The 13,145-nt window shown below is 42.7% G+C and carries 8 protein-coding genes and 1 tRNA gene; 5 read left to right on the top strand and 4 right to left on the bottom strand.

Annotated elements, in window-relative coordinates; translation table 11 throughout:
* Window positions 1-559: 559 nt before the first annotated feature.
* Window positions 560-1,030: an N-glycosidase gene (locus A4S05_RS23115; protein ID WP_069072133.1), complete on the top strand. Its 471-nt coding sequence runs from the start codon at window positions 560-562 to the stop codon at window positions 1,028-1,030.
* A gap of 553 nt (window positions 1,031-1,583) precedes the next feature.
* A complete protein-coding gene (locus A4S05_RS23110) occupies window positions 1,584-4,328 on the top strand; it encodes a GAF domain-containing sensor histidine kinase (RefSeq protein ID WP_069072132.1) in 2,745 nt (914 codons plus the stop codon).
* Window positions 4,329-4,349: 21 nt separating this feature from the next.
* Here the strand turns inward: A4S05_RS23110 and A4S05_RS23105 are convergent.
* Window positions 4,350-4,422: transfer RNA gene (locus A4S05_RS23105), tRNA-Val, on the bottom strand.
* Between the two features lie 142 nt (window positions 4,423-4,564).
* On the opposite strand from A4S05_RS23105, the gene A4S05_RS23100 reads away from it, so the two are divergent.
* Both A4S05_RS23100 and mazG read left to right on the top strand, forming a co-directional pair.
* Window positions 4,565-5,152, top strand: coding sequence for a metal-binding protein (locus A4S05_RS23100; protein ID WP_069072131.1), 588 nt, complete (start codon window positions 4,565-4,567; stop codon window positions 5,150-5,152).
* A gap of 51 nt (window positions 5,153-5,203) precedes the next feature.
* Window positions 5,204-6,028, top strand: a complete 825-nt coding sequence (gene mazG, locus A4S05_RS23095) for a nucleoside triphosphate pyrophosphohydrolase (RefSeq protein ID WP_069072130.1) — start codon at window positions 5,204-5,206, stop codon at window positions 6,026-6,028.
* A 138-nt stretch (window positions 6,029-6,166) separates the two neighbouring features.
* Here the strand turns inward: mazG and A4S05_RS23090 are convergent, their stop codons facing one another.
* From A4S05_RS23090 to A4S05_RS23080, 3 genes are all read right to left on the bottom strand, one after another.
* Window positions 6,167-7,357: a transporter substrate-binding domain-containing protein gene (locus A4S05_RS23090; protein WP_069072129.1), complete on the bottom strand. Its 1,191-nt coding sequence runs from the start codon at window positions 7,355-7,357 to the stop codon at window positions 6,167-6,169.
* A 138-nt stretch (window positions 7,358-7,495) separates the two neighbouring features.
* Window positions 7,496-8,965, bottom strand: a complete 1,470-nt coding sequence (locus A4S05_RS23085) for an aldehyde dehydrogenase family protein (RefSeq protein ID WP_069072128.1) — start codon at window positions 8,963-8,965, stop codon at window positions 7,496-7,498.
* Between the two features lie 460 nt (window positions 8,966-9,425).
* The gene (locus A4S05_RS23080; RefSeq protein WP_069072127.1) at window positions 9,426-11,423 is read right to left on the bottom strand and encodes a zinc metalloprotease HtpX; all 1,998 of its coding nucleotides are present in this window, start codon (window positions 11,421-11,423) and stop codon (window positions 9,426-9,428) included.
* Window positions 11,424-11,834: 411 nt separating this feature from the next.
* Here A4S05_RS23080 and A4S05_RS23075 point away from each other — a divergent pair, with 411 nt between their 5' ends.
* The gene (locus A4S05_RS23075) at window positions 11,835-13,142 is read left to right on the top strand and encodes a glutamate-5-semialdehyde dehydrogenase (protein WP_069072126.1); all 1,308 of its coding nucleotides are present in this window, start codon (window positions 11,835-11,837) and stop codon (window positions 13,140-13,142) included.
* The last annotated feature ends 3 nt before the right edge of the window (window positions 13,143-13,145 follow it).

Genomic DNA, 13,145 nt, shown 5'->3' with positions numbered 1-13,145 from the left:
AAATATCTGACTAGAGGCAGAGCCTCTAATCAGGCATTCCTATGCAGAGCATAGGAACGAGAGAACAATGAGAAATTTATCTTTTTTTGACTTGTGTGTACACCGTAGCCTTGGTAAGGGGAGGAGTTGGGGGCGGGGTGTTAGGGACTTTTGCAAGAGGTCTAAGCAATATTGTAGGGATAGGTACTGTTCTGAAATAGTCAGTAGATGGACTGCTTGAAAAACCGAGCGGTTTATATTTATGTCGAATCAGCCTGTGGGAATATGTTTTGAACGGCAGGGAAACTGTAATGTTTCCTGTCAACGAGCTAATCAAGGAATTGATTGACTACCGCGACTCACTCAAAACTCAAAGCTAAACTCAGTGAACAGGGTGAAAAATTGCTAGGTGGTAAACACATCCTTTCTAAGACTTATGAGTAAAGTGCTAAACCTGTTGTTCCAGGAATTGTGTAAAATAATTCCCCTGACCTAATGTTATTAACCCTTCTATATGAAGGGTTTTGAAACCTAAAGTTTCAGTTACCCTAAAGTTGATATATAAAAGAGCAATTTTCAAATGACCATTTACTTTTATAAGGTTTGGCAGCCTTATGGCTGTTTTTCTAACTTTTCTCCCCACGGAATCCACATCCAGGGTACTTACTGGCCAACGGTTGAGCATTATTATCAAGCACAAAAGTTTGTAGCCAGCACGGATGCAGTAATTATACCTATCATCCATGCTGCCGCCACACCAGAAGAAGCTGCTGCTTTGGGAAGATGTAGCGATCGCCAACTCCGTCGAGACTGGGATTTAGTCAAAACTCAAATTATGCGAGAAGCTGTACTCAAAAAGTTTCTCACTCATGCTGATATTAGAGAAGTTCTTCTGAGGACAGGTGATGAGATTTTGGTTGAAAACTCCCCAACCGATTCTTTCTGGGGCTGTGGTGCTAATAAAGCCGGTCAAAATCATCTCGGTAAAACTCTCATGAGTGTGCGTGAAGAAATTCGTAATTTACTATCTTTAACGGTAATTTACGAATAATTTAATCAAAATAGTTACAGTCAACATAAAATCAGCAATTAAACGGGGAATGGTCAAATTCCCCAGCCAAAAATCTTAGAAAAAGTCTCCAATCATTTAGTTATTTGTTTGAGAAATCTTAATTAATTGAAGTAATGAGTAAAATAGTCAAAAAATATTTTTATTTTTAAGAAATTATGAAAAAATTAATTTAGGTGATATCACTGAAATAGTTTAATAATTAAGAATATAAAATTAATAGGGGTCTATGAATAAGAGCTTTTCAATTTTATACTCAAGAGGATGTTTGGAAAGTATTTAATGATATTCAAAATGCTTTGAGATTTTTCTAAAGCAACTTTATAAATCTACGGTAAAAAAGCAAAATATCTGATACTTCTCAAACATCCTTTAATACCATTGACAAAAACCTTTGCAACACATGTATACCTCTAGCAATCTATTTGTAGCAAAACTTTCGTGAAATGGGATGAAAATCAAAGTATTGTAAGTTGAAAATTCTCATTAGAGACAATTATAAAAAAATATACTTCAGTCATAGTGTATATAAACAATGACATTTACCGATAAACCAAACGAGTCGCGGCAAAGCTTATACCAAGAAAGTTTACTGCACCGGATGACAAAACAGATCAGGCGATCGCTCAACCTCCAAGAAATATTAACAACAACTGTTAGCGAAGTGCGTTTGTTTTTGGGTGTAGATCGGGTAAAGGTATATCGCTTTGATACTGATGGTAGTGGTGAAGTCGTTGCTGAATCTATCCATGAACAGCGTCTACCATCTTTATTGGGGTTACGCTTCCCAGTTCATGATATTCCACAAGCAGTTAGAGAGATGTTTCTGTTAGCGCAGCAACGTGTGATTGTCGATGTAGCTAATGGTAAGACAGGGCTATCGCCTCTACAGTCAAAAGAAACTGGCAAACGTCTACAAACTAATATCTACTATCGGCAAGTAGACCCATGCCATATTCAATATCTACAGGCAATGGGCGTGCAGTCATCGTTGGTAGTGCCAATTTTATATTTCAATCTACAAGAACAATTGGCAAAGCCTAAATTGTGGGGATTATTGGTATCTCACCACAGTAAACCGCGAAAGGTTTTGAAGCGGGAACTGAAAGTATTGCAACAAGTTGCTGACCAGGTAGCGATCGCGATCGCTCAAAGTAATCTACTCACTGAAGCCCACGCCAAGCAAGAGCGAGAAGCTACTATTAATCGAGTCACCACACTATTACATAAACTACCGACAATCCAATTACAAGGTGCGCTAGAAGAAGTTATTACTGCCTTCAATGGAGTAGGTGGCAGACTTTACATTCAAGAGAGTCGGGAACTATACACCTGGGGCGATCAACCGACACTTCCCTACGAGTTAGATAACAGTATTATCGAACAGCATCCCTTATGGCAAAACTGGATGGCTGAGTTTCAACAAGGTAATATTTGGGCAACACCTGACCTCTATAAAGAACCACGTTTGCGAGTTTTGGCTTTAGCATTCCGTTCTACTGAAATTCGCGGACTCATGGTAATTCCTCTACATTACCGCGAAAAATTTATTGGTGTATTAAGTATTTTTCGCTCTGAATATGAAACGGAAATCTTGTGGGCAGGACGATGTGAACAAAATCGCCGACAACTGCTACCCCAACTTTCCTTTGAGGTTTGGCGAGAGCAAAAAAAGGGGCAAGCACCTGAGTGGAAGCCGGAAGATATGTTATTGGCGCAAGCTTTGTATGATCATTTCTCAATGGCAATTCAGCAGCAGCAAATGTACAAACACGTACAAGCCCTGAATGCCAATCTCGAAGTGCGTGTGCAAGAGCAAACTGCTGAACTAGAAAAATCATTATTGCTTACTAAACTACTCAAGCAAGTCACCGAGCAGATTCGCCGCACATTAGATTTGCAGACAACTCTGCAAACTATCGTTCGGGAAGTCCGTCCCCTGCTAAATTCAGATCGGGTGCTGATTTTACAACTGAAGAGTAAATCGGTGATTGTGGAAGAGATTAATGGCAATTGGCAGTCAGTTTTGGGAGTGAATGCACCACCGGAATGCTTTCCTGATGAGTATACGCGTCTATACTGCCAGGGCAGGGTACGGGCAATTAACAATGTTTCAACAGCTTCTTTGAGTGATTGTCATCGAGAGTTTTTGCAGAGTTTACAAGTGCAAGCAAACTTAATAGTTCCGATAAATATAGGTATAGAACTATGGGGCTTACTAATTGCCCATGAATGTGAGGCTCCCAGAAATTGGCAGGATGCAGAAATTGATTTATTACAACAGCTAGGAGATCAGGCTGCGATCGCCATTCAACAAGCCCAACTCTACGAACAAACCTCTGATGCCGAAATTGAAGCCAGAAATCAAGCTGCCCAGTTAGAGCATACCCTACATGAACTCCAAGAAACACAGACAAGATTAATTCACACCGAAAAAATGTCCGGCTTAGGACAGTTGGTAGCAGGTATCGCTCACGAAATCAACAATCCTGTTAACTTTATCTACGGAAACCTGTGCCACGCCAGTGACTACACCGAACAGCTGCTAGAAATTTTACGTCTCTATCAGCTACACTATCCCCATCCCCATAGTGAAATCCAAGCTGCGATCGAAGCGATCGATTTTGAATTTTTGGTAGAAGACCTCCCAAAAATCATGACCTCAATGCAAGTGGGAACCGAGCGCATCCGCTCAATAGTGCTGTCGTTACGCAATTTTTCCCGTTTGGATGAGGCTGAAAATAAGCGTGCTGACCTGCATGAAGGTATTAACAATACCTTATTAATTTTGCAACATCGCTTGAAAGGAAATGCTGAATCTCCACGCATTGAGGTAATCAAAGACTATGGCAACATCCCACGCGTGGAATGCTATGCGGGCCAAATGAATCAGGTATTTATGAATATTTTCAGTAATGCCATAGATGCCCTGGTAATGGGGACTGGGGAATGGGCAATAGGGACTGGCGACAAGGACAAGAACCTATGCCGAATACCCACTATCCGCATTTCTACCAAAGTCTCAGCAGATAACTCTCGTCTGTTGATTCGTATTAGCGACAATGGGCCAGGAATGACTGAAGAGGTGAAAAAGCGAGTTTTTGATCCGTTTTACACTACCAAGCCTGTAGGCAAGGGCACAGGATTAGGACTAGCTATCAGCTATCAGATTATTGTCGAAAAACATGGGGGAATAATGGAGTGCCTTTCAGAACTTGGCAAAGGCACAGAGTTCTGGATTGAGATTCCTATCAAACCTCCAGCCAAAATAGATGGCTGAAGGCAGATGGATGTTACTTAATGGGCAGTACCAGACTCGAACTGATGACATCCTGCTTGTAAGGCAGGCGCTCTACCAACTGAGCTAACCGCCCTTTTGACTAATCCTTAATTAATATAGCAAAACATTTATCATTGCGCTAGTCTTTTTCAGAAAATCTTTTTTCTCTTATACTGATTCAGTATTCAGTTACTCAGTACTGGCTCAACGCCCCGCTATCGCTAACAGGAATTAGGATGCCCTCTGGTCGGACGCACGATCGCATTACTATGTATGCTCTGCCGTTCGTGGCGGGCGTTACTTTCTGGCAGACTCGCAGTAGCAATGCGACTTTGTTGGTTGCAAGCGGGTTTCTATTTGGCGGGCTGATGTTTGGCCCCGATTTGGATATCTATTCTGTGCAATTTCAACGCTGGGGTTTCTTGCGCTGGATTTGGCTACCTTATCAAAGAAGTCTGCGTCATCGTTCTTTTTTATCCCACGGGCCAATTATTGGCACAATTTTGCGGATACTTTATCTCGGCTGTTTGCTAGCTATCTTGGCAATTTTCGTTTTGGTAATTGCTGAAAGGTTGTGGAATCTGAGTTTTACTTGGCAGGATTTGGGAGAAACTGTGGGGCGATCGCTCGTGCAATACGATACTGAATATGTTGCCCTCTTTTTGGGGTTGGAACTCGGTGCTATGAGTCATTCTCTCAGCGATTGGGGCGGTTCGGCATATAAGCGTTTTCAAAAGCAGGGGGTTCGGGGGTTGTTTCCTAGTGGCAAAATTAAGAGGCGGAAAGTGAGGAGTGGTAGTCGTCGGCCGAGAGTAAAGAAATAATTTTTTTAAACGCAAAGGAACGCTAAGGGAAGCGCAGAGGTACGCAGAGGTATGGAAGAAAAAAATGAGACTTTGGTGGCGTTGCAGGAATTGATTGAGGTGGTGGCGAAGTTGCGATCGCCTGATGGTGGTTGTCCTTGGGATTTGGCTCAAACTTCCGAAACGCTTATACCTTATGTGATTGAGGAAGCTTATGAGGTGGTGGACGCGATTAAGAGTGGAGATAAAGGTGCGATCGCAGAAGAGTTAGGCGATTTATTATTACAGGTGGTATTGCAGGCTCAAATTGCTAGCGAATCTGGGCAATTTTCTCTGAAAGAAATAACCCAGGGGATTTCCCAAAAGTTGATTCGCCGTCATCCCCATGTGTTTGGTGATGTGTCGGTGGCGAGTGTGGATGAGGTGCGGCAAAATTGGGAACAAATTAAAGCTGCGGAAAAAGGCGAAGCATCTCCAGATACGCAAAAATTTAGTGCTAAACTCGCTCGTTATGGACGTACCCTTCCCCCATTGACGGCAGCAATGAAGATTTCCCAAAAGGCTGCGGCTATTGGGTTTGAATGGGAAAATATTCAAGGCGTTTGGGATAAGTTTCATGAGGAGTTGGGGGAGTTTCAACAGGCTTTAGCGGAGGAAACACCAGAACGACAACAAGCAGAGTTAGGTGATTTACTGTTTGCAGTTATTCAGCTAGCCCGTTGGCATGATCTTGATCCTAGCGATGCTTTGCAAGGTACAAATCAGCGATTTGTCCAGCGATTAGAAAAAATGGAGGCGGTTGTTGACCGTCCCCTTTCTGATTACAGTTTGAATGAGTTAGAAACTCTTTGGCAACAGGCAAAAGCCCAACTTGCCCAAGAAGGGAGTGGGGAGTAGGGAATTGGGCATTGGGCATTGGGCATTGGGCATTGGGCATTGGGCATTGAAAAGAAGCAGAGATGCAGGGGGATAGTGGGAAAACTCTTCCCCATTCCCCATTCCCCATTCCCCATTCCCCATTCCCCATTCCCTTCTTCAAGATTTTTCAGCATCGAACCACTTATCATATAGCGATTGATAAGTGCCATTTTCTTTAAGATTTAGTAGGGCCTGATTAATTGGTTTGCGGTAGGGACTGTTGTTAGGCAGAATGATGCCGTAGCTTTCTTCACGTAAGATACTGCCAACAATCTGTACTTTCCCTTTGCCTTCATTAGCAGCATAGAAAAGAAGTACAGGTGCATCAAATACCACGGCATCAGCTTTTTTGGTTTGCAGAGCATTGTAAGCTTGATCAATCTTGTTAACTTCTAGAACTGAAATCTTATGTTCTCGCATATATGTGGCGGCTGTGCTGCCCGCAGTTGTGGCCACTACCTTGCCAGGTAAATCGTCTATACTCCTGATATCGCCCTGAAGCTGTTGTACTGTCAATGAGGTAGTAGCGCTGGCTGTAAAGTAGGCGGCAAAAAGTACTCCAATGAACATCCAGATAATACCTACTAAGCGTCCTAGTACTCCCTTGGGCATTTCATCAGCTTGGGTTGCTAATGTGGCAGCTGACCACCAACAGGCTTTGAAAATGCCAGGAAAGTATGATTTGGGAATCATCCCATCTTTATGATTGCGCTCAGATAACCAAATAATATGGGCTGCTACAACAATTAGCACTAGGGCAACGCCTATTACCTGCAACAGACTAGCTGAGAAAAACAATTGGAAAATATTTGGGAAGGCATTGTCGTTGGTTTCTGAGTTTCTTACCATAATTTGCAGCCCCCCAGCAAAAATGGGTAATGAGAAATCAAAATTCTCCTGGCGTTCGGCTGTAATCGAAATAGCTGAAATCCCTAAATTAGCTTTGTTGTCCTTAATAGCAGAAAGCAGTTCCGGTACAGAGGAATATTCAATAAATTTAGACTCTACACCTATTTGGTTAGCGATATTGCGCCAGAGGTCGATACTGAATCCTGATAGCTCACCTTTGTTTGGTAGCACAAAAGGCGGTATAACTCGTGTAGCTACTAATAAAGGTTGTTGGAGTTGTGGTTTTTGGGCTAGTCCTGGGGATGTCATTAACAACAATGCCAGAATTCCACCTATTAATCCTATGCAGGTATACAGTGCTAAGGAACGCCTGGTTTTGTTTTTCCGGTCATATCTGCCAATTGGGGTTTTTCTCCCAGCTAGAAGTTGGCGAAATCTAGTAGCGATCGCATTTATCATCAGAATTGTTTTGGGGTTGTATGCATAATCTATTTATCATGCCCACCCCATATCAAATATCACAATTATCATCCCCCTAAAACTGATTTTTTTCAGATTTAGGGGGATGAACATGGTTAAAGCTAGATTCAAGTCGAACTACAATTTGATGGTAACGGTCTTAACTTCGGTATATTGCTGCAAGCCATATTCGCCGAGTTCTCGACCAATACCAGACTGTTTAAATCCACCAAAGGGTGCAGCAGCATCAAATACGTCGTAGCAGTTTACCCAAACAGTACCTGCTCGAAGATTATTCGCGATCGCATGAGCTTTGGTGATATCCTGAGTCCAAACCGCAGCGGCGAGTCCGTACATGGTGGCATTCGCCCGTTGAATTACTTCGTCGATATCTTTGAATTTGATGATGCTCATCACTGGGCCAAAGATTTCTTCTTGAGCAATCTTCATGTCATCGCGGACATCTGCAAAGACTGTGGGGGCGATAAAATAACCCTTGTCGCCGACTCGATTACCGCCACATAGCATCTGTGCACCTTCGCGCATTCCAGATTCGATATAGCTCATCACTCGATCAAATTGGTCTTTGTCTACTTGCGGCCCTTGTTCTGTGTTCGCATCGAAAGGATTACCGACAACTCGCACTCTCGCTCTTTCTACAGTTCTAGCAACGAACTCGTCATAGCATTTTTCTTCGACAAATAGCCGCGAACCAGCACAACAGCACTGCCCTTGGTTAAAGAATATGGCATCGTGGGAACCTGCGATCGCTGCATCCATGTCAGCATCGGCAAAGACAATGTTAGGACTCTTACCACCAAGTTCTAATGTGACGCGCTTCAGATTACTTTTGGCCGCCGCTTCCATAATTAGATGACCGACTTCAGTGGAACCAGTAAATGCCACTTTGTCAATATCCATGTGACGAGCGATCGCAGCCCCGGCGGTTGGGCCATATCCTGATAAAATATTCACCACACCAGGGGGGAAACCTGCTTCAATAATTAACTCACCTACCCGCAGCGCTGATAATGGTGTTTGTTCCGCTGTTTTAAGAACTACAGTATTACCAGTTGCTAAAGCTGGCGCTAGCTTCCACGCCTGCATCAATAGGGGAAAATTCCAGGGAATAATTTGACCAACTACACCCACAGGTTCATGGCGAGTGTAGCAGAAGTATGGGCCGTTAATCGGAATAGTTTTGCCTTGTACTTTGTCTGCCCAGCCTGCATAGTAACGATAGCAGGCGATGACTAGACCCAAATCACCTAATGAATCTTGTAATGGTTTGCCGTTGTCGAGAGTTTCTAGCTGCGCCAACTCATCGATATTTTGCTCAATTAAGTCAGCTAATTTGTAAAGCAACTCGCCGCGACGGGTCGCAGATATCTTTCTCCATTCCCCACTATTGAAGGCGTTGCGGGCCGCTTGGACTGCGTTATCTACATCTGGGGCGTCTGCTTCTGATACTTCGCAGATTACCTCACCTGTAGTCGGGTTGATTGTTTCAAATCGGCGATCGCTGACACTATTTACCCACTCATTGTTAATCAACAACTTGGTTGGGCCAATTTTGACCTGTTGTCCTGGTACTGTTGCTATAACCATCAGGCCCTCCTTAAGCTTTAAAAAAATTTGCTTAAATCGCTTAAATCTACTTATTATGTTTGTTGCTGCACAGCACTCTAAATGGATTTCTTTATCAATTCCTTATTTTAGGATAATAGTTAGAGGTTGAGATAGCTATATTGTGTCTAGTTGACTTTCTAGAAGTCGCGTTTGCAAGACAAACCTCTATGTTTGAGTAATAGTTTTGAGATCAGCTTTTAGCGTACAGTTGGGCTTAAGTAATCAGACAGAATTAATTACACAAGTTTTTCCCTGTAACCTGTAACCTGTTCCCTATCTCCACCAATGAATTTAATTGTGTCCGACTACTTAAGGGTTTCAGACATTACTACAAACTCGTATCACCATAAAAAAGCGGAGGCAGTTACGAAGAACCACCTCCTGACAAATTAAAGCTTGGATGGACTGAGAAATGCTTTGACAGCAGCCTAGAAATTAGCTATCTGCTGCTCAAAAACATAGTCAAGACCACTCCCAGGATAATCGATCCACCGCCAAGGATGAATGACCAGAAGCGATGGTAACTGTTGACAATGGTGCCATTTTCACTCTGGAGTTGAATCAGATCCATCCAAGGTGCAACACCTCGACGGAACCAACCTACAGCCCCAACTTGTTCACCAATTAAGCTTTGGACTCGCTTCATCCCAAACAAGAAATTACCAATGGGGCCAAAGCGTGAGGCGTAATGCAGATAAAGCATCCCGCTACGATCCTGAATTTTTAAATCTGAACCAAATTTATAACCAGCATCGCCACGACCAATGAGTTGACCTTCAAGTTTTGCTGGTTGTCCACGCAACGGACTGGCGTAGGGGTCTGACATTAAGGTGAGAATGTCGGTTTCTGGTGCTTGCTTGTAGTCAGGAAACATCACCAAGGCTTTGACCAGAATTCCTATCCCTAAGCCAATTAGTGGCGCACCTATTACCAAACCTGTGTTTGGAGAACTTGACCACAAAATTACACCCATTACCAAGCCAACAAAGAAACCAATTGTTTCAGCGCCATACAGTACAACATCTAAAAAGAAGTTGCCGTAAAGCCTACTTTTATTAAGATTTTTACCTTCTCCAATAACTCGCCCCATATCAAACTCAGTCGGTAAACCCAATTGTTCGGCATAGTTGCTTAATGCACGAACTCGTTTACCTGTCAATGGGTGAGTTGAATTTAACTCCATCCACCAGCCCCAAGGGTTAAACATATCCCACAGAAAGACACGACCAATTTTTTGGGTATCGGATGAAATGCGGTAGGCGGTTCCTGTGGAAGCGGCGGCTTTATGGTCATAGATACCCAAGGCGCGAGTCCCTTCAATTAAACGGCTGGGTTCTTGTGTGCGCGAACCTTCTTCTAAAATTCCGTAGGCAATCTTCACTAAAGCGCGGGATAATCCATTGGGATTACCTGTACTTTCGGCTGCAAAGTGGTCGGCAAAGTATTCTCGTGTGCGGGAGAGGTACAGCACTAAATATGTACCGATGACATAAAACACGTAGGCAACTAGACCAGCAGTTTGCATCGCATCTTTGATTTTGCTATCGCCACCGCCACGTCCCAATCTTCTGGCTGTAATGTAAATTAGATAGCAAATTTGCACTAAGGTAGAAGCTACTGTCATCACTGCAAAGTCCCAGTGGACGATGTGCCCCAGTTCGTGAGCGTAAACAGTAGCAATTTCATCGTCATCCAAGTATGTGAAAAGTCCTTGACTGACAACTAAACGGGCGCTGTTTGGCAACGAACCATAAGTAAAAGCTGTGGGGTTTTGGTCGTTAATGATTCCCAAACGTGGCATTTTCAGCTTTTTCTGCTCACAGATTTGGCGAATAACTTTAGCTGTCTCTGGACTGAGGGTTTCAACTTCTGCTAACTCTACCCAGCGAGTTTGGTAAAGCCAGCCTTGGGTTAAGTCCATGATGAATGGAGATATGAAAAAGGCGGCGATATTAAAAACTAGGGTAATACCAATGGCGATCGCTAATCCTTGGAGTGGATCATCGCTACCTATAATAAATACCAAGCTCAAACCTAAAGCCAACACCATGCCAAACAGCAAGGTCATGGTGACACCAGAAGCTAATGCCAAACTACCACCCACACCCCCCATCGCTAATTTCATCCCAGTGGTAGCGGCGCGACCAGCTTTTTGGCTGGCGTTAGACTGGGTTGCTGGCGTTTGACGGAAGGATTGACTAGCTTGTTCTGCCCAACTGCGAGCCTGTGGGTTTTCACTCATCATTAACTTTTGGCACAGGGTCTTGGCTTTTTCGGTTTCGCCTGTGGCTTGATAGGCTTTCATCAGCCACATCTGTGCTGAAAGATAATCTGAAGAATCGTGTTCTACACAATCACGGCAAAATTGTTCGAGTAATTCAACCGCTTCTTGATAACGTTTTTGTTTTAAAGCGTCTAACCCAGATTGCAATGACATAGGATCTCCCTAGTGAAGGAGTGGTATTTAATCTATCAATACTCAATAGATCCAGCGATTGTCACTGCAATTTCGTAAAAATTTAAATAATGACAGTATAAATTATCTACTTAAGTAAAAGACTAGAAAAACATAAATTATTATGTCTCTCTAGCCTAGGGAACGCATAAATCATATTTAAGACTTTCAGATATAGACCGTGATAATACTTAGAATATTGCTGGGAATGTAAATTTATTACATTTTACTTATCTGTGTTCAATAATCACAGAATAAATGTTTTGAACCAAGTCTTGCTTCACCCGATCAGAGTAATTATTGATTACCCAGATGGTTCACCCGATTGGAGGAAGACGAATGATGAACATCACCTGAGATTGATAAGATGAAGAAAAGGTAAAGATTTGTACTATGACTATTTTTGATATAGCTTCTCCCCTAATTGCGATCGCAGGACAAACCCGCCAAGCTGCAAGTAAGCTAGCGATTCTCTCCACTGAGGCAAAAAATCAGGCGATTGAGGCGATCGCTCAAGCTTTAGAATCAGCTAGAGATGAAATTTTACAAGCAAATGTTGCTGATTGTAAAGCTGCTACTGCCGAAGGTATTCCCCAACCGCTTTATAAACGCTTGCAGTTGGATGAACATAAATTAAGAGATGCGATCGTTGGAGTCCGAGATGTTGGTAAGCTAGCCGATCCAATTGGTAAAGTGCAGATTCACCGCGAACTTGACACTGGCTTAATTCTCAAACGCATCACCTGTCCTTTAGGAGTTTTGGGGATTATTTTTGAAGCCCGTCCAGAGGCGGCGATTCAAATTGTTTCTTTAGCAATCAAATCGGGAAATGGTGTCATCCTCAAATGTGGAAAGGAAGCGGTGCGTTCTTGCGAAGCGATCGTTAAAGCAATTAAACAGGGATTATCTCAAACTGCTGTTAATCCAGATGCAGTACAGTTGTTGACAACTAGAGAAGAAACTCTAGAACTTTTGAAATTAGATAAATATGTAGATTTAATTATTCCTAGAGGTTCTAATTCCTTTGTCAGATTTGTACAGGAAAATACACGGATTCCGGTACTAGGACACGCCGACGGAATTTGTCATCTTTATATAGATAAAGCCGCCGATATTTCTAAAGCAGTTCCGATTACCGTCGATGCGAAAGCCCAATATCCTGCTGTTTGTAATGCAATTGAAACTTTGTTAGTTCATCAATCAATTGCTACAGAATTTTTGCCAAAAGTTGCTGAGGCTTTGCAAGAACGCCATGTAGAATTAAGAGGCGATCAACGCACCTTGAAAATTTTACCTAACATTGTACCTGCAATAGAAACCGACTGGGAAACAGAATATAGCGATTTTATTTTGTCGATCAAGATTGTAGACTCTATAGAAGATGCGATCGCACATATTAACGAATATGGTTCTCGTCATACCGATGCCATTATCTCTGAAGATTTTGCATCTGTAGAAACTTTCTTTGGACTGGTAAATTCAGCCAACATATTCCACAATTGTTCTACCCGATTTGCTGATGGCTTCCGCTATGGTTTCGGTGCAGAAGTAGGAATTAGTACACAACAAATGCCTCCCCGCGGCCCCGTTGGTTTAGAAGGATTGGTGACATACAAATATCAAATGACTGGCGATGGTCATATTGTCGCTACTTACACCGGGGCTAATGCTAAAGCTTTTACTCATCAGGATTTAGTGTAAAAT

This window comes from Nostoc sp. KVJ20, from assembly GCF_001712795.1.
Lineage (GTDB): Bacteria > Cyanobacteriota > Cyanobacteriia > Cyanobacteriales > Nostocaceae > Nostoc.
The sequence above is the reverse complement of the archived record's forward strand: the minus strand, read 5'-3'. Positions and strand labels throughout refer to the sequence as shown.

Coding starts and splice junctions, on each gene's coding strand:
- A4S05_RS23115 (WP_069072133.1), top strand. CDS start 560: ATGACCATTTACTTTTATAAGGTTTGGCAGCCTTATGGCTGTTTTTCT.
- A4S05_RS23110 (WP_069072132.1), top strand. CDS start 1,584: ATGACATTTACCGATAAACCAAACGAGTCGCGGCAAAGCTTATACCAA.
- A4S05_RS23090 (WP_069072129.1), bottom strand. CDS start 7,357: ATGATAAATGCGATCGCTACTAGATTTCGCCAACTTCTAGCTGGGAGA.
- A4S05_RS23080 (WP_069072127.1), bottom strand. CDS start 11,423: ATGTCATTGCAATCTGGGTTAGACGCTTTAAAACAAAAACGTTATCAA.
- A4S05_RS23085 (WP_069072128.1), bottom strand. CDS start 8,965: ATGGTTATAGCAACAGTACCAGGACAACAGGTCAAAATTGGCCCAACC.
- mazG (WP_069072130.1), top strand. CDS start 5,204: ATGGAAGAAAAAAATGAGACTTTGGTGGCGTTGCAGGAATTGATTGAG.
- A4S05_RS23075 (WP_069072126.1), top strand. CDS start 11,835: ATGACTATTTTTGATATAGCTTCTCCCCTAATTGCGATCGCAGGACAA.
- A4S05_RS23100 (WP_069072131.1), top strand. CDS start 4,565: ATGCCCTCTGGTCGGACGCACGATCGCATTACTATGTATGCTCTGCCG.